Raw genomic sequence first — 23,746 nt, forward strand, 5'->3', positions numbered from 1 at the left:
TCACGGATAGGGGTGCGGCGCGGGGTTGTCCCCGGCGGCCGGGTCGAGGCCGGGGTGGCCGAGGCTCTGCGGAACCGTCCTCAGCCGGTGTCCGCCGAGTGCGCGCAGCCCGTGGCCCAGCTGCAGCGGATGCATCCCCGGCACCACGGCGCGCACCACGGACAAACCCAGCTCGCCGACATCGGGCGTGGTCAGGTCGGCGAGCAGGACGCGCTCCCCGGCCGCGGCGACGCGGGCGCACACGGTGTCGAGGTCGCCCGCCGCGTCGCCGGTGCCCAGGTCGGGCAGATCCTCGAAGTCGGACCGCTGCTTCCCGGCGAAGAGGAAGTCCGCCAGCGGCAGGTTCGCGTGGTCGGCCCAGAAATTCAGGTGCTCCCGCTGCCCGGTCACGGTGCGGTGCAACGGCGGATCCGGCCGCAGCCTCGGCAACCTCGTATAGATCAGCTGCGAGTAGCGGCGGGTGTGCGCGAGTTCCTCCAGGGCCTTGCGCACGGCCGTGTGCGCGTCCACAGCCGCCGAACCGGCCACCACCAGCGCCGGACCGCCGGAGTGGCGGCTGCGCAGCGCGGCCAGCACCACCGGCACCCCGTGGTCGAGGGTCAGGTCGAACAGCGTCACCTCCGCCGCCGCGCGCTCGAACCGCGCCACCAGGTCGTACAGCTCGTCGGGCAGCGTCTCGATCATGATCTGCGGCGGGGAGAGCATCGCTTGCCAGGCGATCGTGATCGCGTCCCGTTCGACCACCTCGCACACGGCGGCGAGCGCGGCCCGCGACCAGCCGCCGTGGCAGGCCAGCCCGGTGGAGATCGGCTGGCAGATCGGCGCGTCCCCGCTGCCGGTGTAGAAGAAGTACGGCATGTACACCCGGGCCGCGGGCACGTGCACCCGCCGCCCGGTGTGGAAGTCGGTCATCGGCGTCCACCGGACCACGGTGTCCTCGGTGAACGGCTCGGGCGCGAAATCCGGCCAGGCGAACTGCGCCGGGTCGTACAGCGCGAACTCCTCCGTTGCCACGCAAGGGAATCCGGCCGCAGCCGCCGAAGTCAGCGGCAGCTCGTCCAGCTCGTACCACGCCGAGCAGTACCGCTCCACCGCCTCGCCGACGGCCTTGGCCACGGCGTCCTGCCGCGTCGCGGCGGCGCCGCCGGTGGAGCGGAAGTTGTTCCGGCCGGTCAGCGGACCGGTGTTGGCCGCCAATGCGCCGTAGTGGAAGAAATCCGGTGCGCCGGGATCCCGGTGCACCTCGCTGACCGAGGCGACGACCCCGACCCTCGGATCGACGAGACGGTCCACGATGTCGGCCAGCCCGGGCCGGATCTGCGACGGCGCGGTCATCACAGATCCGACCCGTTCATCCGGATCGCGGTGGCCGCGTGCGCGTTCGCCGGGCTGCAGACCGGGCAGCGCGGAATCCGCAGCACCCGTCGGGTGCGCACCGCGGGCTCGGCCACGTTGACCTCGATCAGCGTTCCGGCCTGCCGGGTGGGCGGACGTCCGCCCCCGAACCATTTGGACACCTCGACCGCGGCCAGTTCCGCCAGCACCGCGGACGCGGCCGGGTGCGCGGCGGTGAACCGCTGCCCCGCCCAGGCCTCCGGTTCGACCGCCCGGTGCGCGTCCGGGTCGTCCAGCTGCGAGGCCTCCCGCGCCCGAAGGCATTCGTAGCAGGGTGTCTCGCCGAAGACGGCCAGCGGCCCGATCGTGCCGACCAGGTTGTCCTGCACCACGGGCAGGAACGGGAGCCGGGCCTGCGCGCAGAACCGGTTCCACGGCCGCAGGCTCGGCACCCGGCCGAAGTCGGACGCGGCGATCACGCAGTGCACGGTGTCCGGACCCGCCTGGTCCAGCCAGTCCGGACCGGCCGTGCCCACGCCGTCGCGCAGCAGGTCCTGCGGGGTGAGAGCGGTATTGCGCAGTTCGGGGAAATCCAGCAGCCGGACGTCGGCGGCCCCGAGTGCGGTCAGCGCCGGCACCAGCCGCTGCGACACGGTGTTGACCCCGATCACGGTGATCGCGCGGGAAGCCAGCGTCTGCCGGACTGTGCGCGCGGATTGGCCGACGTGCCAATAGAAAACGTCGGCACGGTCGTCCTCCCACGGCACATCCGCGGCAACCAGCAGCCTGCGCTTGCGCAGCTCGGTCACCAGGGTGCCCAGCTCCGCCCGATCCGACTCGGGGAAGCCCTCCAGCGCCTCCGCCACGGTGGCGCCGGGCGCACGGAAAGCCTGCAGCAGTTCGGTAAGCGCGGCCTGCGCGCCCGCCCCGGCGATCTTCAGTTCGGCACCGCCGCGACGCAGCAGCACGGCATCGTCCAGCGGGATCAGCTGCACGGGCAGTGCCACCAGGCGATCCCGGGGCGGGGCGGCGGTTGTGGTGCCGCGGGTCTGTTCGGTCAGGCTTTCAGTCACCACGAGCTCGCTTTCCGGGTGGTCTCGATCGCGGGTTCCGCCGGTGCGGTGTGCTGAGCGCGGAATTCGCCGGAACGGTCCCGGAAACGCCGGTAGAGCGCCCGGTAGGCGTCGTGGAATTCCTGGAGCGGCATCCGGGTCCGGGTTACCGCGTGCTGGCAGTCGAACTGGTCCCAGTCGGGTCGTCCGTTCGCCTGCCTCGCCAGCACGGACTCGAAGTCGGCCAGCAGTTCGGTGCCCGGCAGCGGAGTGAGCACCGTGAAGGTCGGGAACCGGATCCGGTGGTGCTCGATGAACTTCACCAGCCGGCGGAAGTCGCGCGGCTCGTAGTCGGTGTTCACCACGAACTGGGCGAAGATCTCGATGCCGAGTTCTTCGGCGGCCCGGATGCCTTCCTCGATCTGGGTGAGCCGGGTCTTCTTCCGGTACTCGCCCAGGTCCTTTTCGGTGATCGCGTCGATGCCGACGAAGATCCGTTCCAGCCCGATGTCGCGCCACGCGGCGAGAACGTCCCGGTTGCGCAGCAGCGAGTCGATCCGGCAGTAGGCGAACAACCGTTTGCGCACGCCGGCGGCGGCGATCGCGGCGGCGAGCTCGCGCATCCGGCGCCCGTTGATGAACGCCTCGTCGTCCACGAGGAACACGAACTCTTCGGGGATCTCCGCCAGTTCGGCGACCACCTCGTCGATGTCGCGCATGTAGTACCGCCCGCCCATGAGCTGCCAGAGCGAGCAGAAGTTGCAGCGGAACGGGCAGCCGACCGTGGTGCGCACCAACGCGATCGGCCGCATCCAGTCGATGAAGTAGGACGCGCGGTCCGCGCCGGTGAGTGTGCGGTCCGGCAGCGGGAGCGAGTCCACTTCGAACGGGGCCTCCGGCCCGCCGGAGGCGAACTTCCCGTCGATCCGCGACCGCAGCCCGCCGATCCCGGCCACGGGTGCGTCCGCTTCCAGCCGGTGGAGCAGCTGCCGGAACGGGCCGACGCCCTCGCCGCACACCACGTAGTCGATCTCGGCGGCGAAGAAGTCCTCCGGCAGGAAGGTGGCGTGGTGTCCGCCGATGACCGTGCGCGCCTTCGGCAGGATCGCCCGGACGGTCCGGCACACGGCCAAGGCGGCCAGCACGTGCATCGTGTACGCGGTGACCCCGACCAGGTCCGGACGGAACTGGCCGAGCACGCTTTCGAGATCGTCGGGATGCAGCCGCAGGTCGAGGATGCGCACCTCGTGGCCGCGCAGCCGGGCGGCGGAGGCGAGGTACTCCAGGGACAACGGTTCCGAGATCGCGCCGAGGTCGGCGTTCCATTCGGGTTCGGTGCTGGCCAGCGGCCAGATCAGCAGGATGCGCACGGCGGATGCTCCAAAAGGGCCGGGAGGCCCCCGGCACGGCGGCCGGGGGCTGGCGGTCAGTTCGCTCGGACCGGTGCCCGCCGCCTCACCCTGCCTCGACCAGCATGGTGGCCGAGGTGCAGCACGGCGTGCAGGTGCAGCACGAGATGCCGTCGTCCGCGGCTGCGGCGACGCCCGACGACTGTCCTGAACCGACTGCCGCGCTCACCCGTTCCGGGGTGAACACGCTCTGGATCGCGGTGACGTCCTGCAGGCTCAGGTTCAGGTCGCCCCCGGCGCTGCGGGTCGGAGCCTGTGCGGTGCCGCCGCTGTACGCGCTGGCGGCGGCCGCGGTGTCGCCGGCGCCCCACAGCGCCAGCAGCTGTCCCTTGGTCAGCTGTTTGACGTCGTTGGGCAAGTTCGCGATGTCGGCGTCGCTGACCCCCATGGCCTTGGCCAGATCGACGATGCTCGCGCTGTCGGGAAGATTGGACATGCCGAAACAACTCCTTCGAATGCGAAACCGGGAACGCGCGAATCGGCGATTCCCTCGAAAACAGACAACCGGGAAGAAGACGCCCCGGAACTTTCGTGCCGCCTCGACGGCGGGCGCGATTAATCGAAACGGGCGCCGGGCACTCCGCCGCCAGCTTCGGATGTCATTCGCTGATTAATTGGCACGACAGGCCGCCAATTAGCCCGGCTCGGGCTTGGACGCACTCAAGCCCGACAACACGGGCTCGAGCGTGCACGGCTGAACTGTCGCGCGACGTGCCCCGTCCGCGGCTTTTCGCCGTCGTGAGCACGGGAAAATCAAGCAGCGCAACAGGTCTCGGCACGAACCGAACCCCGGAAGGCGCTCCCGATCTTCACCGCCGCCACTCCCCTCGGCGCAACCACCGGAAAGCAGGAAATGTCACCCGGCCGCCCCCGCGGCCGTCGCCCAGCGTAGAAATCCGTCCCCACCTTGCCCCCCTTCAGATCGATGATCCGAGTCCGCGGCGAGAAACGCGTCACCGTCGGCGACACCCGCTCCCGGAAGCAGCGCCGCGACCGGAACATCCACACCCCAGAAAACTGCTTCATCGGATGTCGTCCGTTGCTACATTCGCCGTAGCGGGCGTGAATCGCCAGCTTTTTAGCCCAGGCTAAAAAGGATCATGAATCAGGGGAGGATTCGTGGTTGAGATCAGGCTGTCGCACCGCGGGATCGCCCGGACGACCCTTGCCGCATCGTCACCGCTGACCGAGACCGTATTCAGTATCCGCACATTGCTGTCGCCGGTCTCGCGATTTCCGCTGCATCAGCCGTGGACCCGGCGCGTGCGCAAGATCGTGCGCGACCGCGGGGTCGACCTCACGCTGCTGACGGAACTCGTCCGTCCCGGGCAGCCGGTGCCCGCGTTCCTGGCGCCGCCGCCCTACACGCCGGTCATGACCGCGGAGCTGGCGCGGCTGCGCGCCGTGCCGGCCGAATCCGTCCGCCAGGAACTCGACCTGCACCTCCGTTTCGGCCTCCCGCCGACACCGCGGCTGGCTCAGCTGCGCGCGGAGCCGGAAGCGGGGCTGGCCGAGCTGGCGACGACAGTCGAGGCGTACTGGCGGCTCGCGATCGAACCGCACTGGCCCACCCTGCGGCTCGCCCTCGAAGGCGACCTCGCCCACCGCACCCGGCAACTCGCGCACGGCGGCCTGACCACGCTGTTCGCCAACCTCCATTCCGACCTCTCCTGGGACGAGGACCGCACCCTCAGATGGAACTTCCCGCTGCCGCTGCCCGCCGCGACGAGCAATACCGGGATCCAGCTGCATCCCTCGGCGTTCCTCGCCATCACCGGCAACACCACGTCGCAGTGCTGGCCTCCCACGATGTGCTACCCGACGCGCTGCGTCGCGGCGCTGTGGGACCGGCCGCATCCGTGCCCCGACCCGCTGACCGCCCTCGCCAAAATCCTGGGCAGGTCCCGCGCGCTCCTGCTCTCCGAACTGGCCGGCCCCGCGACCACCACCGAACTCGCGCTCCGCACCCGGCTCACCACCGGCTGCGTGTCCCAGCACCTCACCGCGCTCCATCACGCGGGCCTGGTCACCGCCCGGCGCGACGGCCTGTACGTCCTCTACGCGCGCACTGCGGTCTCCGACGCTCTCCTCGCCGGCGGCATGGACCAGAAACCGACCTGAAGCGTCGGCCGGTCAGTGGTCCCAGAATCCTTGCTGCTCAAGCAAAGCCACTGCCCGCTCGCCCGCGTCGGAGAGGTGTTTCTCCACGAGCGTCCGGGCTCGGGCGGCCGAGCGGGCGGAGAGTGCGGCCAGGATCAGCCGGTGGTCGGCCCGCGCCTTGTCCGGCCAGTCCTCGTGCGCCTCGTAAAACCCGTGCGACACCGTCTTGCCCAGGATGCCGAGCAGCGAGAGGAGCCGACGCGAATCGGCCGCGTAGTTGATCCTCCGGTGAAACTCGAAGTTCAGCCGTTCCTGCTCGGCACGGTCCACAGCGGACTCCATCCGGTCCGCCAGATCGTGCATCGCCTTAAGGCTTTCCGGGGACAAGTTCTTCGCCGCGCGCTCCGCGGCCAATCCGGACACGACGCCGAACACCCGGAAATGGTCCCGGATGTCGTCGCGCGTCATCCGGGCCACGAACGCGCCGCGGCGGGCGATGTGCTCCACCACGCCCTCATGGTCGAGGGTGATCAACGCTTCGCGGACGGGCAGCTTGCTGATGCCGAGTTCGTCGGCGAGCGCCTCCTGGTCGATCTTCGCCCCGGCCCGGAGCTGACCGGAGAAGACCCGCCGCCGGATCTCCTGCGCGGCCATCGCGTTGAGATTCGCCGGCCCGGCGCGACGCGGTCCGGCACTCGCGGTTTCGGGCATCGCCACGGCCTTCTCCCATCCCTGCGCCGACGACTGCATCGGATGAAGTATTACACGGCCGTGGCACTCCCGGGTGGCCCCTTCGCTCTCCGGAGGGCACGCCGGACGCCGCCCAAAACTGCACTCGACCTGCAGTTTTGCTTCCTCTCGATGGTCAGCCGACGGTGTGAGTCGTCCGATGATCGCTGATAAAGTATTTTCTCACCGGACGGTCTGGGGGCATGGCGGCAGCGGTGATTCCCGCAGCCTGGACTGGGAGGCTGTCGGCGTCGCGCCCTCCCTGGTCGCAGTGATTCAGGCCAACGACCCGGCACGGTGTGGCAGGATGCCGACATGACGTCGACGCTAAGGACAGATGCCGCGTAAGCGGCCGAGCGCTGTTCGCGCTGATAAGTTTCGTGCCCGCTTCCGCTCGTCGGCACCGTCGGTCCGCGGGGTGAGCGGCAGAGCGCAGAAGGCCATCGAGAGGGTCGACCCGCAGCTGTGGCCCGGCTCTGTCGCGCTGGCACTCGAGCGGTACCGGCAGTTCCTCAACCAGCCTGGCCGTTGGCTGTACGTTCCGGGACCGGAGCTCACGTGGGTCGACCCGGTCGATGCCCGGGACGAACTCGAGCGCGCGCTGATTCTGTTGCCGCGCGGCGCTCGTGCCGAACTGCGTCGTCTCGTCGCTCCTCTCGACGGCGAGTTCGAACGGCGGACCTTGCCGGACCCGCGGGTTGGTTCGATCAGCCCTTGGCAGGCCGCCGCTTGGTGGCGTCGGCGGCTGCGGGAGTGACCGGGCGATCGGTCAGCCGCGCCTCACCCGATTGCCGGGCCGAGGTCTGTTCTGCGGTCCACCAAGGGCTGCTGCGGCGACCAGGTGCTCCCGTTGTAGGTCGACCACCAGATGTGGTTGTCGGTGCCCGCGCCCCGCCAGGTCATGAACAGCTGCCCGTTCGCGGCCCGGCCCAGCGCGGGCGACGCTTCCGTCCGGCGATCGGTCAGCGGCTGCTGCGGCGACCACGCGCTCCCGTCGTAGGTCGACCACCAGATCAGGTTGTCGCCGCTGGCTCCGCGCCATGCCATCACCAGCTGGCCGTCTCCGGTGCGGCCCAGCGCGGGAGCGGTTTCCGTCCGGCGGTCGGTCAAGGGCTGCTGCGGCGACCACGTGCCGCCGTCGAAGCTGGACCACCAGATGAGGTTGTCGGTGCCCGTTCCTCGCCACGCCATGCCCAGCGCGGGCGCCTGGGCTCGGTGTGGCGCCGCACTGCCGCTGGATGCCGCGGGGGCGGCGAACAGGGCACCACCCGCCAGCACGGCGGCCGCGAGCGCTGCCAGGGTTCTCGATCTCGTCATGATATTCCCCTCTGCCAGGGATTCCATTGACCCGAGTACGCGCGGAAGTGACCGCGCGGTATCGAGAATGGGGCTGTCCCGGCAGAAGCGACAGGGGCCGTCTCGTTGAACGAGACGGCCCCGGGAATCACTGGTGCAGCACGAAATCCGTCACCAGCCGGTTGAATTCGTCCGCATGTTCCAGTTGTGCCCAATGCCCGCACCGGTTCAGCAAAACCGCCCGGGAATTCGGAATATTCGCCGCCAGGAAAAGCGTCGATTCGAACGACACGACGCGGTCGTCGCGGCCGTGGATGAGCAGCGACGGCGCGGTGATCCCGGAGACTGCCGCGAGGTCCAGCCAGATCGGGATCGGAGCTTTCGGGGCCGCCGCGGCGATGGCGCGCAGGTGCTCGGGGCGGGCGAGGGCCGAGTCGGAGCGTTCCTGGCACAATTCCGGCGTCGCAAATCGGGCCTTGTCGTAGACCATGATTTCCACCAGGCGACGCATGCCTTCCGGGGTGGCGTCGGAGTAGGTCTCGAACATGATCTTCAGGCCCTCGGTCGGGCCGCCGCCCGCGCCGAAAAGGAATGGCTTCATCTGGATCGGCGGGCCCATCGTGATCAGGTGCGACACGCGTTCCGGGCGCTCAACGGCGAGCCGGAGCGACGTGTGGCCGCCCATGGAGTTGCCGACGAAGGCGGCTTTTTCGATGCCCAGCGCGTCCAGGAGCTGGGTCGCGGCTTCGACGTGGTCGAGCGTGGCGAAGTCCGCTCCGTCGGAGTCGCCCCAGCCTGGCATATCGGGGGCGATCACGCGGAAATTGCGGGACAGGGCCTCGATATTCGGCGCGTAATTGCTCCAGCCGGTCGCGCCGGGGCCGCCGCCGTGCAGGAGGACGAGGGGGTGGCCTTCGCCGGTTTCGTGGTAGTGGATTTTCCAGTCGCGGGTTCGCACGTAACGCGAAGTCATCAGAGCGCACCCCCGGCGAGCTGTTCCGCGACGGCTTCCGGCGCGCGGTGGCCCCACCAGTGCAGGTGGTCGAGCGTCCGTACTTCCCAGGTCTCGTCGTCGATAAGCAGGCCGCCCCAGCCGTATTCGACGGAGAAGCCCGACGGGGTCCGGACGTAGAAGCTGAACATGTGGTCGTTCGGGTGCATCCCGAGCGTCATCTCGAACGGCTGCTTCGCGTCGAGGCACCGGTCGTAGGCCAGGCCGACGTCGCGGATGTCGGCGACCTCGATCATGAAATGGTGCGTCCGCTTCGGGTGCGGCATGTCGCCGAACGCGACGGAGTGGTGCCGCGGATTGCAATGCAGGAACGCCAGATCCGCGACGACGCCGGGAGCGACCTCCTCGACGATGATGTCGCTGAGCTTGAAGCCGAGCAGTCCCTCGTAGAACGCCAGGTAGGTCTCGCGAGGGATGCCTTTGGCCAGCAGCACCTGATGCCCCGCGCCGCCGGTGCCGGTGACGAAGCCGCCGAGCAGAAGGTCGCTGTGGAACGGGGTTTCGGCGTCGGCCAGGCCGGTGACGAGTTCGAGCACGTTGCCCAGCGGGTCCGTGACGAGGACGATCCGGTCGACCTGGCGCGCGGCGGCCAGCTCGGCGTCGCCTTCGAGCGTCTCGACGCCCGCTTTCCGCAGCTGGGCCACGAGGGAATCCAGCTCAGCCGCGGACGGAACCTCGTAGCCGCTGCGGACCAGGTCGTCGGCGGGGCCTTCGGTGAGGATCCAGCGGTGCGCCTTCTCGTCGGTGCGCAGAGTGAAGCCGTCAGCGGACTTCTCCCCCAGCTGCATCCCGAGCAGGGACACCGCGAAGCGTTCCCATTCGGCGAGGTCGCTGACCTCGTAGACGACGTAGGCAAGCTCTTTCACGGGCATGGAGATTCCTTTCAACGCTGCGAAACGGGGCCAGCGAGGCCGGTCTTGTCGGCCGCCGCGACGAACTTGTCGGGACGCACGGCGATCGCCTGGACGCCGTAACGGTCGAACCACGGGAGCAACGCGTCCTCGAGGTCCACCAGGTCAGAAGCGGCGCGGGTGTATCCGGTCCGCGGCCGGACGGCGACGTAGGACGCACCTAGCGCGTCCCAGCCCGCCTGTTCCTCGGGCGTGAGCAGGTTCGACGGGTCGAGGTCGTTGCCGAGCAGGACAAAACCCTTGGGCAGCAAAGCGTCCAACCGGTCGATCCGGCCGACGGCGTCGCAGGCGAGCGGCTGCGGGAGGTACCTGCCGACGACGGACGCGTCGCCGGTCTCGCCGCGCAGCCAGCCGCCGGCGAGCGTCGGCGGGGCGTTGAGCGGCGGTTCCCAGGGCGTGACCAGGTTCGGCGGGACGGTGTTCATCGCCTCGATCTCCGCCGGGCTCGCCTCCTGTTTGATCACGCGGCCCAGCGCGACGGCCATCCCGGTGTAGAACTCGGCCGACGGACGGCGCTCGGGCTCGTAGGTGTCGAGCCAGTCCTCGCCCAGTTCGCCGCGGACGATCCCGGCGATCTTCCAGCCCAGGTTGTACGCGTCGCGCATGCCGGTCTGCATGCCCGCGCCTGCCCAGGGCGGCATCAGGTGCGCGGCGTCTCCGGCGAGGAAAACCCTTCCCTGACGGTAGGTTTCGGCCATCCGCACGTGGTGGCGATAGAACGCGTACTGGTGGATTTCGACGTCGTCCTCGGTGACGCCCAAGGCGCGCAGCAGCGGCCACACCTCAGCGCCGCTCGGGAAATCCGCCTCGGTTTCAGCGGCTTTGAGCGGGATTTCCCACCGATGGTTGCCCGCCGAGAGCGCGATGTCGACGACCGGGCGTTCGCGGTCGGTCCAGAACGTGAGGAAATCGCGGTCCGGCCACCAGCGCTTGACCCGGCAGTCGACGACGATCCAGAGCGTGTCGCCGGTGTCGCCGTGCATCGGGATGCCGAGCATCTTGCGCACCGGGGACGAGCCGCCGTCGGCCGCGATCGCGTACCGGGTGCGGGTGGTGGTCTCCTCCCCCGTTGCGAGGTCGCGCGCGGTGACGGTCACGCCGCCGGCGTCCTGCTCCACACCGACAACTTCGACGCCGTACCGCACGCCCAGACCGGAGTGCTCCTCGCCGCAGCGACGCAGTTCAGCTTCCAGAGCGGGCTGGTAGATGTTGTAAAACCGCGGCTTGCCGCCGCGCGTGCCGAGTGTGCTGGGCGGATGCTCGACGCGCATCACCTCGCGGCCGTCGTAGGTCACCCAGCGCAGCGCCCGCTGCGGTTCGACGACGCGCTCGACCCGGTCGTCGACGCCGAGGTCCTGCAGGATCCGCATAGTCCAGTCGTTGATCGTGACCGCCCGCGCCCGGGCGTAGACGTCCTGGTCCCGCTCGAACGCGGCCACCCGCGCGCCTTTCGCGGCCAGCGTCAGCGCCCCGGCCAGGCCCGTCGGGCCGTATCCGACGACGGCGACGTCGGCGTCGTAGTGCTCACTCATGTCCCAGGCTCCACAGTTTTGGACCGGTCGTTCGGTTCATTAGTGGCTACGGTCACACCTCGGCCGGGGTTCGTCAAGCGCGTCGCGCACGATTCCGGTGTGCAGAAAACCGGCGGCCCTATGCTCTCGGCGTGGACACAGCGCGGGCCGGGAACCGGCGGGGACGGCGTTCCCGGGAGGAAATCCTCGACACGGCGTCGCGGATCATGGCCGAACGCGGCTATTCCGCCACGACGATGTCGGTGCTGAGCACCGAGACCGGCCTGCCGAAAAGCGCGATCTACCACCACTTCCAGTCCAAGGGCGGGCTGCTGTCGGCCGTCATGGAACGCGGGGCGTACGAGTTCTTCCGGCACCTGCGCGAGTCGCAGGCGAATCCGCCGCAGGACCTGCCGCCCGCCGAACTGCTCGGCTGGTTCCTGCAGCGCACCGGCGAGGTCTTCGCCGCGAAGCCCGATTTCCTGCGGCTGCACCTGATCCTGCTGATGAGCACCGAGGCGGTCGCGGACGTCGAGGTGAAGGAGATCATCGAACGCGTCCGCGCCGACGGGCGGCGGCACATGCGCCGGATGATCTCCCAGTCGTGGGCCGGCGCCGGCGCCGAAGCGGCGGACAAGGTGGGCGAGGCGCTGGACTACTTCGGCATCGCCGGCTTCGACGGGGCTTTCGTCGCGTGGCAGGCGGAACCGGAACGGTCCATGCGCGACCAGATGGCGCTGCTGACCGAGGCGATGGTCGCGATCGCGGAACGGGTCCTCGCCGAGGGGTAACCGCACGGCTCGAAAGATCCACAATGGACCGTACCGGGCTGCTCCGTTCGTGCCGCGCGCCGTCGACTGGTTACGGCCGTGCCGTTTGCGAGTGATCTCCGCCGGGAATTCGCGGCGCGAGGTGATCGATGTGGTGCGAGCCGATTTACCGGCGCGGATGGGCCGGCGTGGGCTGATGCTCGTCGGCGCCATCGCCTCCGGCCACCACCCGGGCGCGGGCATCATGATCGCCGACCCGCTGCCGGCCAAGGCAGAGGCAGTGGCGAGATGACCGTCCCGACCCGCCGGATCGCGGGCGCGAACCGCCATCGACGTCGCGAAGCCGCCGACGCGGTGCCGTGGTCGTTGCGGGTCGCGGCGGCGGCCAGCTGGCGGTTCCTCGTCGTGCTGACCATGCTCGGGGTCCTCGCGTGGACGCTCGGCTACCTCGCGAGCGTCACCGTCCCGATCGGAATCGCGCTTCTGCTATCGGCGTTGTTCGCGCCGCTGGTTGAGCGGCTCGTGCGCTGGCACGTGCCTCGCGCGCTGGCCACGCTCGTCGCGATCGTCGTCGGGCTCGCCGTGCTCGGCGGGGTGCTTACGCTGGTCATCACCACGGTCACCGCGAGCCTGCCGCAGCTGGGCAGCCAGGTCGGGGCCAGTCTCGGGCGCATCAACAACTGGCTGCAGCACGGCCCGCTGCACCTGCCTCAGCTGCAGCAGCTCCTCGACAAGGCGGTCAACGCGATCCAGGGCAACACCGCCGAGCTCTCCGCGCGCGTGCTCTCCACCGCGGCGACCGTCGGCGGCGTGCTGACCGAGATGCTGCTGACGCTGTTCGTGCTCGTTTTCTTTCTCTACAGCGGCAATCAGATCTGGCACTTCCTCCTGCGGATCGTGCCCGCCGCCACCCGGGACGAGATCGACGTCGCCGGCCGCCGCGGGTTCGCCTCGCTGGTCAGCTACGTGCGCGCGACCGTGGCGGTGGCCTGCGTGGACGCGGTCTGCATCGGGGTCGGCGTCTGGCTGGTCGGGGTCCCGCTCGCGGTGCCGCTGGCGGCGCTGATCTTCATCGGCGCGTTCGTGCCGATCCTCGGCGCGGTGGTGACCGGCGCGGTCGCGGTGCTGATCGCCCTGGTCGCCGACGGATTCGTCGCGGCGGGCATCGTGCTCGCGATCGTCGTCGCGGTGATGCAGCTGGAAAGCCACGTGCTGCAGCCGTTGCTGCTCGGGCGCGCGGTCCGGCTGCACCCGCTGGCCGTGGTGCTGGGCATCGCGCTCGGGCTGGAGGTCGCCGGGATCGCCGGGGCGCTGCTCGCGGTGCCGATCCTGGCCGTCGCGAAAGCCGCGGTCGGTTCCCTGCTGCGCGACCCGCACCTGGATCCGGGCGACGTCGACCCGCTGCTGCCCGGCAACGCCCGCACCGCCGGACGATCAAGGTTTCGCCCGCCCAGACGCGGGTAACCGCACGTCGGAGGGACTCTGATGACGAGCTTGATCACTGACAACGCCGATGGCGCGACACCGCGGAGGGGACCGCTCAAACGCGGGTTCCCGCTGCCCCGCTCAGCACCGCCGACGGTGTCCTCGACGCTGCACCGGCTTTCTTCGATGGCGTCCTTGCGTGCGTGGGAGCAACGTTCGACGCCCGCGTTGATGCACCAGGCGATTCTGGACGGCGTGAACGCGCGCCATGCCGCCGAAGCGGCCCACCTGAGCGTCGCCGAGGCGCACGTGCGTTGGAGTGCTTGGGCGGCCAAGAGACTGGCCCCGCAATGTCCCGGGATCGCGGCAGAACTGCCGGTGCAGCAATTTCTCAACGTGCACGCGGCTTTCGCGGCTGCGCTCGATTAGGGTTCAGCCGCGCAGATCCGCTTCCAACGCGGCCGCCGTCGCACGCAGTGCCGCCACCAGTGTCGGCAGCCGATCCTTCTGGTAGCGCATGCTCGGCATCGACACCGACAACCCGGCGACCACCGTCCCGTCCGCGCCGTGCACCGGGACTCCGACCGCGGCCACCCCTCGTTCCGAACGCCCCTGGTTGAGCGCGAAACCGCTGCGCCGCACGCGCGCCAGGTCCGCCCGCAGCTCTGCCGGGTCCGGCCGCTCGCCGGGCTTGTCCACCGCGTACAGCTCCTCGACCTGTTCCGGCGGCAGTTCGGCGAGCAGCAGCAGGCCCGCGGTCGTCTGATGGACCGGAAAGACCATCCCTTCGCGTGAACCGACGCGCAACGCCTGCGAGCACTCCACGCTCGCGATGAACCGAGCCGTGTCCCCCGTCCGGACGGTCAGATTCACCGACTCGTCAAGCAGATCCACCAGCCGCCGCAGATGCGGAAGCGCCGCGGCGCGCAGCTTCGACGCCGCCGACTGTGAGTGCGCGGCCAGCTCCAGCACCGGGCCTACGCGATAGGCACGGTTCGCGTCTTGGACAGCGAAATCGCGGTACACGAGCATGGCGAGCAGCCGGTGCGCGGTGGAGGCCGCGACGCCGATCCGCTCGGCCACCTCGGAGACCGTCAGCGGGCCTTCGAGCTGCAGCATCGCCGCGATCCGCAGGGCGTTGTCGACGCTCGCCACCGCATACGGCGGCGGTGCCTTGAACCGTTTGTCCATCCGGGCCGCCTTTCCGCACACCAGAATCCCGTTTTCCGCAGACCGGGACGCGCCCACCATAACCCCATGACCAGCACTCCAGCGCGAACTCCCGTTCAGCTCGCCGCGGTCGACGCACCGGACCAGCCCGCGGTCACGCCCGCCCTGCGGAACCTTTACCGCGGCTTCGAGCGGGAGCTGCTCGTTCCGTTGTGGACGGAGATCGGCGACCTGATGCCCGCCCGCCCACGCTCGCGGGCGGTGCCGCACCGATGGCAGTGGGAGAACCTGCTCCGGCTCGCCGAGCAAGCCGGCGAGATCGTGCCGGTCGGGCGCGGCGGGGAACGGCGGGCGATCGCGCTCGCCAACCCGGGGCTCGGCGGCCGTCCGTTCGCGACCCCGACGCTGTGGGCCGCGATCCAGTACCTGATGCCGGGCGAGGACGCGCCGGAGCACCGGCACACGCAGAACGCGTTCCGGTTCGTCGTCGAGGGTTCGGGGGTGTGGACGGTCGTCGGCGGCGACGCGGTCCCGATGCGCCGCGGCGACTTCCTGCCGCAGGCGGGCTGGAACTGGCACGCGCACCACAACGCCACCCGCGAGCCGATGGCCTGGATCGACGGTCTCGACATCCCGTTCCAGTACGGCATCGACGCCCAGTTCTTCGAGTTCGGCCGCGAGACGATCAGCGACGCTGAGCGGACGACGCCGGAGCGGTCCCGCGCGGAACGGCTGTGGGCGCATCCCGGCCTGCGACCGCTGTCGGTCGGCACTGTCGCGCCTGGTTCGCCGTTGCTCGCTTACAAGTGGGAGCACACCGACGCCGCGTTGCGCGATCAGCTGCAACTGGAGAAGGAAGGCTACGGCGGAACGGTCGAACCGGGTCACGCGGCGGTTCGGTTTTCCAATCCCCACAACGGTTCCGACGTCCTCCCGACCATCCGCGCCGAGTTCCACCGCGTGGCCCGGGGCGCCGAGACCGCGCCCGTGCGCGAGACCGGCTCGTCGGTCTGCCAGGTCTTCGACGGCTCCGGCACGGTGACCGTCGGCGACACCTCGTGGGCGGTCGCGCGCGGCGATCTGTTCGTCGTCCCGTCGTGGCAGCCGTTCTCGGTGAAGTCGGAGGCCGGTGCTACGGATTCCGACTCCGGAGCCCTCGACCTGTTCCGTTTCTCGGACGCGCCTGTCTTCGAAGCGCTCCACCTCAACCGTCAGGAGACTCTCCGATGAAGCTCGCCACCCTCCGCGTCGACGGCGGCACGCGCGCCGTCCGCCTCGACGGCGACGTGCTCGTCGACCTCGGCTCCCCTGACCTCGGCGCACTGTTCGCCCAAGACGGCTGGGAAGCGCACGCCGCCCAGGCGACCGGCGAGACCTGGCCCGCCGAGGGCGCGGACCTCGCTCCGGTCGTGCCGAATCCGTCCAAAGTGGTCTGCGTCGGGCACAACTACACCAATCACATCAAGGAAATGGGCCGCGAACTGCCCGCGTACCCGACGCTGTTCCCGAAATTCGCCGACACCCTGACCGGACCGGCCGACCCGATCGGCAAACCGGCCGAGACCGACGCGCTCGACTGGGAGGTCGAACTCGTCGTGGTGGTCGGCAAGACCGTCCGGCGGGCCGGCGAGGACGAGGCCGCGGCGGCGATCGCGGGGTTCACTGTCATGAACGACGTCTCGGTCCGAGACTGGCAATTCCGCACCATCGAGTGGACGCAGGGAAAAATCTGGCAGTCCTCGACGCCGGTCGGTCCGTACGTCGTCACGCCGGACGAGGTCGGCGGCGTCCGTCCCGCGCTCGAGGTGAAGACCACTGTGAACGGTCGCGTCATGCAGCAGGACGACACCGGCACGCTGCTGTTCGACCCGGTGCACCTGGTGCGGTACATCTCCACGATCGTCCAGCTCAACCCGGGCGACCTGATCGCGACCGGGACTCCGGCGGGCGTCGGCCACGCGCGCGACCCGAAGGTCTATCTCACCGGCGGCGAAACCGTCGTCACCGAGGTCGCCGGGATCGGCGCGTGCGTGAACCAGATCGTGAAGGAATCCTGATGGCGCCCCAGGATTCGCGCGGCTGGGTCGCGTTCGGGACCGAGCTTTTCCTGACGCACGCGACAGAACTGTCCGAGCCGAGCGCGCTGCCCGGCTGGACCCGCAAGCACCTCGCCGCCCATGTCGCGGCCAACGCCGACGCCCTCGGCAACCTCGTGCACTGGGCCCGGACCGGCGAACGCACCCCGATGTACGCCTCGATGGACCAGCGCAACGCCGATATCGAGACAGGCTCCCAGCTGTCCGAAGCCCGGCTCACGTCTTGGCTTCAAGGCTCGGCTCGCTCCTTGGCGTCCGGGATGGCGTCGCTGACCCCGTCGCAGTGGCAAGCCGAAGTGGTCACCGCACAGGGACGGACGGTTCCCGCCACCGAGATCACGTGGCTGCGGGCGCGCGAGGTCTGCGTGCATGCGGTCGATCTCGGCACCGGATTGACCTTCGCCGACCTGCCGGAGGCGTTCCTGTCCGCGCTGGTCGCCGAAATCCAGGCCAAGCGCGGTCTCGACGCGGTGCCGGACGGGCCGCTGCCCGACGTCGCGGCGTACCTCGCCGGACGTCCGCATTCGCTCACCGGGGTCCCCGACCTCGGCCCCTGGTTGTGAGGAGAGCCCATGGACACCCCTGACGTGCTCGTCGTCGGCGGCGGGATCGGCGGGCTGAGCACCGCGTTCGCGCTGTCCCGGCTCGGCCTGCGGGTCCGGGTCCTGGAGCAGGCGAAGGAATTCGGCGAGGTCGGCGCCGGCATCCAGCTCGCCCCCAACTGCACCCGGATCCTCGACGCCTACGGCCTGCTGGACACCGCGAAGGCGCGCGGCGTCGTCCCGGACCGGATGGTGATGCGCGACGCCGTCGACGGCCGCGACCTGACCGCGCTCGACCTGCGCGACCTCGAACGCCGCTACGGCTTCCCGTACCTGGTCATCCACCGCAGCGACCTGCACCGGCTGTTCCTCGACGCCTGCCGCGACGCCGGCGTCGAACTCCTTACCGAGCAACGGATCGTGTCCTACACCCACGACCCCGCGACCGCCGTGACCGACGACGGCACCGTCCACACCGCACCAGTCGTGATCGCCGCCGACGGCCTGCACTCCGCGGCGCGGAAGCATTTCGCGGACGACCAGCCGGTTTCGTCGGCGTACGTCGCTTACCGCGGCACCGTGCCGATCGCCGAGGTCGGCCGTCCGGTCGATCTGTCCGAGGTCGTCGTGTATGTCGGCCCGCGCTGCCACTTTGTCCACTATGGACTCCGCGGCGGCGATTTGCTCAATCAGGTAGCCGTTTTCGAATCCCCGAAGGCCGTGGCCGGGCTGGAGGACTGGGGCACGCCGGACGAGCTGGACACCGCCTTCGCCGCCACCTGCGACGAGGTGCAAGCCGGAATCCCCCGGATGTGGCGGGACAAATGGTGGCGCATGTTCGACCGCAACCCGATCTCCACTTGGGTCGACGGCAGGCTGGCCCTGCTCGGCGACGCCGCGCACCCGCCCCTGCAATACCTCGCCCAGGGCGCGATCATGGCCATCGAAGACGGCTGGGTCCTGGCCGAACACGCGAAGCGGTTGGGCACCGGGAATTGGGACGGTGCGCTGGCCGCATACGAGGCGGTCCGGACGGAACACTGCCGCCGAGTCGTGCTCACCGCCCGTGCCTGGGGAAACCTGTGGCACCTTGACGGCGTCGAGCGGGAACAACGCAACGTCCTGCTGCGTGACCGCGCGATCGACGACTACGCGTTCACGGACTGGTTGTACGGCCCGACCGCGCTGTTCCCGGAGGACGAACCGGAGATGTTCGAGCCGGTGCCGCTCTCCGGGCGCGCGGGAAACCTGCGCCGAGCAACAAGCGCGACTGGCTGACGTAGCGCGGCGGCAAAGCAGAAACCGGGGCGGGGCAACCACCTCCGGCCTGTCAAGCGGGCGCGTCTCCCGTCGACCGTTCGCGTCGATAGGCGCGAATGCGCAGCGGGTCGGGGTGGTCGGGCCCGAACACCCGCAGCCGCTCGGCGAGCGCCTCCTCGTATACGGCCGCCGCGCCAGCGCGATCCCGGGCGCGTTCCTGCCAGTAGGCGAGGCAGCAGCGGGCGGTCAGGGCGTCCGGATGGTCGGGCCCCAGCACCCGCAACTCGTCAGCAAGCAACACCTCGAAGGCGGCAGCGGCACCCGCGGCGTCGCCGGCGTGTCCACGCCAGTACGCGAGGTAGTGGCGGATGGTCAACGTGTCGGGATGGTCGGGCCCCAGCACCCGCAACTCGTCGGCGAGCAGCTCCTCGTACGCGGCCGCCGCACCGGCGGGGTCGCCGGCATGCCCGTGCCAGTAGGCGAGGTAGTGGCGGGTGGTCAGGGTGTTGGGGTGGTCGGCGCCCATCACCCGCAGGTAGTCGGCGAGCACCTCTTCCATCGCCGCCGTCGCGCCGACGGGGTCGCCGGCGTGTCCACGCCACCGGGCGAGGTTGGCGCGCGTGTTCAGAGTGTTGGGGTGGTCAGGACCCAGCACCCGCACCAAATCCGGGAGCAGTTCCTCGTAGGCGGCGGTCGCGCCGGCGGCGTCCCCGGCCTTCCCGCGGATGGTGGCGAGGTTGTTGCGGGCGGTCAGGGTGTCCGGGTGGTCGGGACCCAGCGCCCGCAGCTCGTCGGCGAGCAGTTCCTCGTACGCGGCCGCCCCGCCGGGGAGGTCGCCGAAGTGTCCCCGCCAGTAGGCGAGGTAGTCGCGGATGATCAGGGTGTCGGGGTGGTCGCGGCCCAGCACGCGCAGGTAGTCGGCGAGCAGCCCCTCGAACGCGGTGACCGCTCCCGTGGGGTCCCCGGCGTATCCGCGCCACAGGGCCACGTTCGTGCGAGCGAGCAAGGTGTCGGGGTGGTCGCGACCCAGGCGTTCGGTCGCCGTGGCGTGCAGTCGGTGCAAGTAGTCGCGGGTTTGGGCGAGCGCGCCGCTTTCCCGCAGGCTGCGCCCGGCGCGAAACAGCACCGGGTGGGCGTCGGGCTCCCACAAATGCTGGCCCCCGACTTCGGCCAAGGCGTCGAGGTTGCCCCGCAACACCTGCCCCACGGCGGTTTTGCCGTCGATGTCCGGCCACACCCGCGACACGGCGTCCGCGGCCACCCGCACCGTCACCGCGAGCCGATCAGGCGGCAGGCTGTCGCGGGTGGCGCGCTGCACCAGGGCATGCACCCGCACCCTCCGGCTCCGCGAATCGGGATCCAGCGTGATCAGGCTCAGCCGCTGCAGACATCCCAACCCGTCCACCGCGTCCTCCCCGGACACCTCCCGTCCGGCGGCCGCGGCGAGCAACGCGAGCACCTCGGGTGCGGTAAACACTCCGGACGGGATGCCGTTGGCGTCCAGCACACTCGCCAAGGCCAGCAACGGACCCGCCAGCCCGGCCGGGGCCAGCCGGTCGGCCCGCTCGACCGACAGCGACCACGTCACCGCCACTGTCGCCCGATGTTCGTCCGGCAGGCCCTCGCCCTCGGGCACCAGCGTCGCCAACCGGCGCCGGCGATCAGCCAGCCGCCCTCGATACGCCGCGCACGTCAGGTTCCGGTCCAGCATGTACGCGGCGGCCTGGGCCAACGCCAGCGGCAAATGCCCCAGCTCCCGCGCCAATCCCGCGACCCCGTCGCTGTCGCCGGTGCCGTCGAGCAACTGCGGCTGCCCGGCCAGCGCACCCCGCAGGTAGCCGTCGGCTTCCTCCGGGGTGAACACGCCGACCTCGATCACTCGACGTGCCGGGCCGCGCAGTGCGGCGTCATGGCGCCGGGTGGTCACCACCACCCGGCCGCTTGCGGTGGCCGGCGGCCACAATCCCCGCAGATCTCCGGGAGATTGCACGTCGTCGATGACCACCAGCCATCGCGCCGTCGTCGTGGCCAGCCATTCCAGCAGCCGCCGCGCACCGTGTTCGGGGTCGTGGTCCTCGATGCCGGTCAAATCGGCGGCCAGGCGGGCGTAGCCGGACACGATCGCCTCCCGCGACCCCGCTCCCCACACCCATACGTCCACCTCGCCCGCCGCCCACAACCGCTCGGCGTAGTCCAGCACGAGCTGGGTCTTGCCCACCCCGCCCAACCCGGACACCACACACGCCCGCACCGGCCCGTCCGCGCCCGGCACAGCCGCGCCGCCGCGATCCAGCGTCTCCGCCAACAGCGGCGAATACACCCGATGCTGAAACGCCACTGCGCGCGGCGGAGCGATCCCGGCCCGATACGGCAACGCGACCGCTTGCCTCGCCGGCCCGTGCAGGTGCACCCCGCCCTCGACCGTGCCTGCCTGCACCACGCCCCCGGACACCGCACCCCGCACGACATTGCGCGCGCTCCCCGCATGACGCTCAGGCCCCTGGCTCACCCGCCGATTATCTCGGCGGCGCGTCGGCCATCCGGCGACAGCGACCCGATCGGAGCAGCCGCCCGGCGTTGCTGCCGCGGCGACGCGCGTGGTCATTAGCGTCGAGCAGCACCTGGTCCGCCGCGCGGATATGCCCGGTCAGACCAGCTTCTCCGCCAGCCGCCGGCACCCCTCCACCAGCGCGACCGCGTGTTCGTCCCGCTGGGCTTTCGTCATCCGCGCGGTCGGGGCCGCGACGCTCAGCCCGCCCAGCAGCGGACCGTCCGGGCGGGCGACCGCGCAGCCGATCGAGCTGACGCCGTCCTCGCTTTCGCCCGCGTTGAGGGCGTAACCGCGCCGCCGGATCCGTTCGATCTCGGCCAGCAGCGCGCTGCGGCTCGTCATGGTCTTCGTGGTGACCTGGCCGAGCACGTCGTCCGGGTAGCGCTGCGCGATCTGGTCGTCCGGCAGATGCGCCAGCATCGCCTTGCCCAGGCTCGTCGCGTGCGCGGGCAAGGTGCGCCCGACCCGGCCGGACACCCGCAGCGCCCGGTCGCTCTCGATCACGTCGAGAAAGCGCACCTGATTCCCTTCCAGGGAACCGAGATGCACGGTCTCGCCGGTGGTCTCGGACAGCCACTGCAGCACCGGCCGCGCGACCGCGCGCAGGTCCATCTGGTTCACCACCGACAGCCCGATCTCGACCAGCGCGGGCCCGGCGCGGTAGACGCGGCTGGCCGGATCCTGGTCGACGAACCCGTGGTGGACCAGCATCGCCATCAGCCGGTGCGCGGTCGACTGGCCCACGCCCAGCGCGTCCCTCGCGTCGGACAGCCGGAGTTCCCTGGCAGCGCTGAACATCCGGAGCAGCCGCAGCGCGCGGTCCACGGATTCGATCGGGTACTGGGGAGCGGGCCGCGCGGGACCGGCCTCGGCAGCGGATGTCTGCATAGCAGACATCGTATCTGGACCAGGGCGTTTACGGTGACTTTCAGGGACAAGAGTTCGCATAGTTTCTTGAGAACAGAATTGAAGTCCGCAGGCTAGACTTCGCGCCGGGTCGCGGGGTTAGCATGAGCCGACGGCACGCGGGGCTCCAGGTCCCCGCGGGACTCAGGAAGCGCAGGAGCGACGATGCTCGAAGCACATTCCGGCCCGGGAATCCCGACCCGGGCCGCCGAACTTCTCGACCGCGAGTGGCGCCTGCTCATCGACGGCAAGCTCGTCCCGGCGCGGTCCGGCGCCACGTTCTCCCGGGTGTCCCCTTACACCGGCACCGTGATCGCCGAGGTTCCCGACGCGGGACCCGACGACGTCGACGAGGCAGTACGCGCGGCGGCCGACGCCCGGGCGGTCTGGCGGGACACCCTGCCCGTCGAGCGGGCGAAGCTGGTGGCCGAATTGGCCGACGCGATCGAACGCCACGGCGAAGAACTGGCTCTGCTCGACACGGTGGACGCCGGTTCGCCGATCTCGAACTCGCGCGTCGACGTCGGGGTGACGGTGGCGCAGCTGCGCATGTTCGCCGGCCAGGCACTCGAACTCAAAGGCACGACGATCCCCGCCAGCACCGCGCTGCACGTGACCACGCGTGAGCCGGTCGGCGTGGTCGCGAGGATCGTGCCTTACAACCATCCGCTGATGTTCGCGGGCAAGATCGCCGCGCCGCTGGTCGCGGGCAATCCGACGATCCTGAAGCCGCCGGAGGCCGCGCCGCTGTCCGCGCTGCGGCTGGCCGAACTGGCGAAGGACATCTTCCCGCCCGGTGTGCTCTCGGTGGTCGTCGGCGACGGACCGGCGGTGCCGGACGCGCTGGTGCGGCACCGCCACGTGCGGCGGATCGGGTTCATCGGCTCCGAACCCACTGGGCGCGCCATCCAGCGCGCGGCGGCCGAGAGCGGCGTCAAGGACGTCAGCCTCGAACTCGGCGGCAAGAACGCGATGGTGGTGTTCCCGGACGCGGATCTCGAAGCCGCGGCCGCCGGCGCGGTGTTCGGCATGAACTTCACCTGGTCCGGCCAGTCCTGCGGGTCGAACTCGCGGCTCCTTGTGCACCAGGACGTCCACGACGCGCTCGTCGCCCGCGTGGTCGAGCTGATCGAGGCGCGCCGGATCGGCGATCCGTTCGACGAGCGCACCGAGCAGGGCACGATGATCAACCGGGCGCAGTACGAGAAGTCGTTGTCCTACATCGACATCGCGGTCTCCGAAGGCGCGCGGGTCGCCACCGGCGGCGGTCGTCCGGCAGGCGTGGACGAGGGGCTTTTCGTGGCCCCGACGGTGTTCACCGGCGTGCGCCCGGACATGCGGATCGCCCGCGAGGAGGTGTTCGGGCCGCTGCTGTCGGTCATCCCGTTCGCCGACGAGGAGGAAGCAGTCCGCATCGCCAACAGCGTCGACTACGGCCTCACCGCGAGCGTCTGGACCGCCGACGTCACCCGAGCGCACCGCGTCGCCCGCGCGTTCGAGGCCGGGTTCGTCTGGATCAACGGCTCGTCCCGACACTTCCCCAACGTGCCCTTCGGCGGCGTCAAGGGATCCGGCGTCGGCCGCGAGGAAAGCCTCGAAGAACTTCTCAGCTACACCGAAACCAAATCCATCAACGTCATGTTCTGACGATCCGAAGGCAAAGGGGCCCTC

At 70.3% G+C, this 23,746-nt stretch carries 23 protein-coding genes; 11 read left to right on the forward strand and 12 right to left on the reverse strand.

Features of this window, described 5'->3' with window-relative positions:
• The 4 genes from ACFXI3_RS08200 to ACFXI3_RS08215 all read right to left on the reverse strand — a co-directional run bounded on the left by ACFXI3_RS08200 (position 1) and on the right by ACFXI3_RS08215 (position 4,232).
• Entirely contained in the window at positions 1-1,335 is a 1,335-nt protein-coding gene (locus tag ACFXI3_RS08200) for a YcaO-like family protein (RefSeq protein WP_378398863.1), read from the reverse strand.
• Positions 1,335-2,408, reverse strand: a complete 1,074-nt coding sequence (locus tag ACFXI3_RS08205; protein WP_378398865.1) for a TOMM precursor leader peptide-binding protein — start codon at positions 2,406-2,408, stop codon at positions 1,335-1,337. Before ACFXI3_RS08205 ends, ACFXI3_RS08200 begins: the two co-directional genes overlap by 1 nt.
• Positions 2,405-3,757 (reverse strand): B12-binding domain-containing radical SAM protein, encoded by a 1,353-nt coding sequence (locus ACFXI3_RS08210; RefSeq protein ID WP_378398866.1) that lies wholly within the window; start codon positions 3,755-3,757, stop codon positions 2,405-2,407. The genes ACFXI3_RS08205 and ACFXI3_RS08210 overlap by 4 nt, the downstream gene beginning before the upstream one ends.
• Before the next feature lie 85 nt (positions 3,758-3,842).
• Entirely contained in the window at positions 3,843-4,232 is a 390-nt protein-coding gene (locus ACFXI3_RS08215) for a hypothetical protein (protein WP_344274756.1), read from the reverse strand.
• Positions 4,233-4,915: 683 nt separating this feature from the next.
• Here ACFXI3_RS08215 and ACFXI3_RS08220 point away from each other — a divergent pair.
• The gene (locus ACFXI3_RS08220) at positions 4,916-5,917 is read left to right on the forward strand and encodes an ArsR/SmtB family transcription factor (RefSeq protein WP_378398868.1); all 1,002 of its coding nucleotides are present in this window, start codon (positions 4,916-4,918) and stop codon (positions 5,915-5,917) included.
• A gap of 12 nt (positions 5,918-5,929) precedes the next feature.
• On the opposite strand, the gene ACFXI3_RS08225 is transcribed toward ACFXI3_RS08220, so the two are convergent.
• Positions 5,930-6,646: a GntR family transcriptional regulator gene (locus ACFXI3_RS08225; protein WP_378398869.1), complete on the reverse strand. Its 717-nt coding sequence runs from the start codon at positions 6,644-6,646 to the stop codon at positions 5,930-5,932.
• 397 nt (positions 6,647-7,043) lie between these two features.
• On the opposite strand from ACFXI3_RS08225, the gene ACFXI3_RS08230 reads away from it, so the two are divergent.
• A complete protein-coding gene (locus ACFXI3_RS08230) occupies positions 7,044-7,382 on the forward strand; it encodes a hypothetical protein (RefSeq protein WP_378398870.1) in 339 nt (112 codons plus the stop codon).
• A 23-nt stretch (positions 7,383-7,405) separates the two neighbouring features.
• On the opposite strand, the gene ACFXI3_RS08235 is transcribed toward ACFXI3_RS08230, so the two are convergent.
• The 4 genes from ACFXI3_RS08235 to ACFXI3_RS08250 all read right to left on the reverse strand — a co-directional run bounded on the left by ACFXI3_RS08235 (position 7,406) and on the right by ACFXI3_RS08250 (position 11,376).
• Positions 7,406-7,942: a hypothetical protein gene (locus tag ACFXI3_RS08235; protein WP_378398872.1), complete on the reverse strand. Its 537-nt coding sequence runs from the start codon at positions 7,940-7,942 to the stop codon at positions 7,406-7,408.
• Positions 7,943-8,069: 127 nt separating this feature from the next.
• Complete coding sequence (locus ACFXI3_RS08240) at positions 8,070-8,894, reverse strand: alpha/beta fold hydrolase (protein ID WP_378398873.1); 825 nt, start codon at positions 8,892-8,894, stop codon at positions 8,070-8,072.
• Positions 8,894-9,805 carry a VOC family protein gene (locus ACFXI3_RS08245; protein WP_378398874.1) on the reverse strand — a complete coding sequence of 304 codons (912 nt, stop codon included), beginning with the start codon at positions 9,803-9,805 and terminating at the stop codon, positions 8,894-8,896. Before ACFXI3_RS08245 ends, ACFXI3_RS08240 begins: the two co-directional genes overlap by 1 nt.
• An 11-nt stretch (positions 9,806-9,816) precedes the next feature.
• Positions 9,817-11,376 (reverse strand): FAD-dependent monooxygenase, encoded by a 1,560-nt coding sequence (locus ACFXI3_RS08250; protein ID WP_378398876.1) that lies wholly within the window; start codon positions 11,374-11,376, stop codon positions 9,817-9,819.
• Between the two features lie 131 nt (positions 11,377-11,507).
• On the opposite strand from ACFXI3_RS08250, the gene ACFXI3_RS08255 reads away from it, so the two are divergent.
• From ACFXI3_RS08255 to ACFXI3_RS08270, 4 genes are all read left to right on the forward strand, one after another.
• Complete coding sequence (locus ACFXI3_RS08255; protein ID WP_378398877.1) at positions 11,508-12,146, forward strand: TetR/AcrR family transcriptional regulator; 639 nt, start codon at positions 11,508-11,510, stop codon at positions 12,144-12,146.
• Between the two features lie 91 nt (positions 12,147-12,237).
• Positions 12,238-12,417 (forward strand): hypothetical protein, encoded by a 180-nt coding sequence (locus ACFXI3_RS08260; protein ID WP_378398878.1) that lies wholly within the window; start codon positions 12,238-12,240, stop codon positions 12,415-12,417.
• A complete protein-coding gene (locus ACFXI3_RS08265) occupies positions 12,414-13,589 on the forward strand; it encodes an AI-2E family transporter (RefSeq protein ID WP_378398879.1) in 1,176 nt (391 codons plus the stop codon). Before ACFXI3_RS08260 ends, ACFXI3_RS08265 begins: the two co-directional genes overlap by 4 nt.
• Positions 13,590-13,610: 21 nt before the next feature.
• The gene (locus ACFXI3_RS08270; RefSeq protein ID WP_378398880.1) at positions 13,611-13,979 is read left to right on the forward strand and encodes a hypothetical protein; all 369 of its coding nucleotides are present in this window, start codon (positions 13,611-13,613) and stop codon (positions 13,977-13,979) included.
• Positions 13,980-13,982: 3 nt separating this feature from the next.
• Here ACFXI3_RS08270 and ACFXI3_RS08275 read toward each other — a convergent pair whose 3' ends face one another.
• Complete coding sequence (locus tag ACFXI3_RS08275) at positions 13,983-14,741, reverse strand: IclR family transcriptional regulator (protein ID WP_378398882.1); 759 nt, start codon at positions 14,739-14,741, stop codon at positions 13,983-13,985.
• A 66-nt stretch (positions 14,742-14,807) separates the two neighbouring features.
• Between ACFXI3_RS08275 and ACFXI3_RS08280 the strand changes: the two genes are divergently transcribed.
• From ACFXI3_RS08280 to ACFXI3_RS08295, 4 genes are read left to right on the forward strand one after another with little or no spacing between them, the layout of a single operon-like run.
• Positions 14,808-15,950 (forward strand): cupin domain-containing protein, encoded by a 1,143-nt coding sequence (locus ACFXI3_RS08280; protein ID WP_378398883.1) that lies wholly within the window; start codon positions 14,808-14,810, stop codon positions 15,948-15,950.
• Positions 15,947-16,777, forward strand: coding sequence for a fumarylacetoacetate hydrolase family protein (locus tag ACFXI3_RS08285; protein ID WP_378398884.1), 831 nt, complete (start codon positions 15,947-15,949; stop codon positions 16,775-16,777). Before ACFXI3_RS08280 ends, ACFXI3_RS08285 begins: the two co-directional genes overlap by 4 nt.
• Entirely contained in the window at positions 16,777-17,379 is a 603-nt protein-coding gene (locus tag ACFXI3_RS08290) for a maleylpyruvate isomerase family mycothiol-dependent enzyme (RefSeq protein ID WP_378398885.1), read from the forward strand. Before ACFXI3_RS08285 ends, ACFXI3_RS08290 begins: the two co-directional genes overlap by 1 nt.
• 9 nt (positions 17,380-17,388) lie before the next feature.
• On the forward strand, positions 17,389-18,636 hold the full coding sequence (locus ACFXI3_RS08295) for an FAD-dependent oxidoreductase (RefSeq protein WP_378398886.1): 1,248 nt from the start codon (positions 17,389-17,391) through the stop codon (positions 18,634-18,636).
• A gap of 52 nt (positions 18,637-18,688) precedes the next feature.
• Here the strand turns inward: ACFXI3_RS08295 and ACFXI3_RS08300 are convergent, their stop codons facing one another.
• Positions 18,689-21,127: a tetratricopeptide repeat protein gene (locus ACFXI3_RS08300; RefSeq protein ID WP_378398888.1), complete on the reverse strand. Its 2,439-nt coding sequence runs from the start codon at positions 21,125-21,127 to the stop codon at positions 18,689-18,691.
• A gap of 138 nt (positions 21,128-21,265) precedes the next feature.
• Entirely contained in the window at positions 21,266-22,057 is a 792-nt protein-coding gene (locus ACFXI3_RS08305; protein WP_378398889.1) for an IclR family transcriptional regulator, read from the reverse strand.
• Positions 22,058-22,240: 183 nt separating this feature from the next.
• Between ACFXI3_RS08305 and ACFXI3_RS08310 the strand changes: the two genes are divergently transcribed.
• Positions 22,241-23,722 (forward strand): aldehyde dehydrogenase family protein, encoded by a 1,482-nt coding sequence (locus tag ACFXI3_RS08310; protein WP_378398890.1) that lies wholly within the window; start codon positions 22,241-22,243, stop codon positions 23,720-23,722.
• Positions 23,723-23,746 lie beyond the last annotated feature (24 nt).

The organism is Amycolatopsis sp. NPDC059235 (genome assembly GCF_042754125.1).
Taxonomy (GTDB): Bacteria; Actinomycetota; Actinomycetes; order Mycobacteriales; family Pseudonocardiaceae; genus Amycolatopsis; species Amycolatopsis albidoflava.

Excerpts from the sequence above, each read along its gene's own strand:
- ACFXI3_RS08200 (WP_378398863.1), bottom strand. The coding sequence starts at position 1,335 with ATGACCGCGCCGTCGCAGATCCGGCCCGGGCTGGCCGACATCGTGGAC.
- ACFXI3_RS08215 (WP_344274756.1), bottom strand. The coding sequence starts at position 4,232 with ATGTCCAATCTTCCCGACAGCGCGAGCATCGTCGATCTGGCCAAGGCC.
- ACFXI3_RS08225 (WP_378398869.1), bottom strand. The coding sequence starts at position 6,646 with ATGCAGTCGTCGGCGCAGGGATGGGAGAAGGCCGTGGCGATGCCCGAA.
- ACFXI3_RS08235 (WP_378398872.1), bottom strand. The coding sequence starts at position 7,942 with ATGACGAGATCGAGAACCCTGGCAGCGCTCGCGGCCGCCGTGCTGGCG.
- ACFXI3_RS08240 (WP_378398873.1), bottom strand. The coding sequence starts at position 8,894 with ATGACTTCGCGTTACGTGCGAACCCGCGACTGGAAAATCCACTACCAC.
- ACFXI3_RS08245 (WP_378398874.1), bottom strand. The coding sequence starts at position 9,805 with ATGCCCGTGAAAGAGCTTGCCTACGTCGTCTACGAGGTCAGCGACCTC.
- ACFXI3_RS08250 (WP_378398876.1), bottom strand. The coding sequence starts at position 11,376 with ATGAGTGAGCACTACGACGCCGACGTCGCCGTCGTCGGATACGGCCCG.
- ACFXI3_RS08265 (WP_378398879.1), top strand. The coding sequence starts at position 12,414 with ATGACCGTCCCGACCCGCCGGATCGCGGGCGCGAACCGCCATCGACGT.
- ACFXI3_RS08270 (WP_378398880.1), top strand. The coding sequence starts at position 13,611 with ATGACGAGCTTGATCACTGACAACGCCGATGGCGCGACACCGCGGAGG.
- ACFXI3_RS08275 (WP_378398882.1), bottom strand. The coding sequence starts at position 14,741 with ATGGACAAACGGTTCAAGGCACCGCCGCCGTATGCGGTGGCGAGCGTC.
- ACFXI3_RS08280 (WP_378398883.1), top strand. The coding sequence starts at position 14,808 with ATGACCAGCACTCCAGCGCGAACTCCCGTTCAGCTCGCCGCGGTCGAC.
- ACFXI3_RS08285 (WP_378398884.1), top strand. The coding sequence starts at position 15,947 with ATGAAGCTCGCCACCCTCCGCGTCGACGGCGGCACGCGCGCCGTCCGC.
- ACFXI3_RS08290 (WP_378398885.1), top strand. The coding sequence starts at position 16,777 with ATGGCGCCCCAGGATTCGCGCGGCTGGGTCGCGTTCGGGACCGAGCTT.
- ACFXI3_RS08295 (WP_378398886.1), top strand. The coding sequence starts at position 17,389 with ATGGACACCCCTGACGTGCTCGTCGTCGGCGGCGGGATCGGCGGGCTG.
- ACFXI3_RS08305 (WP_378398889.1), bottom strand. The coding sequence starts at position 22,057 with ATGCAGACATCCGCTGCCGAGGCCGGTCCCGCGCGGCCCGCTCCCCAG.
- ACFXI3_RS08310 (WP_378398890.1), top strand. The coding sequence starts at position 22,241 with ATGCTCGAAGCACATTCCGGCCCGGGAATCCCGACCCGGGCCGCCGAA.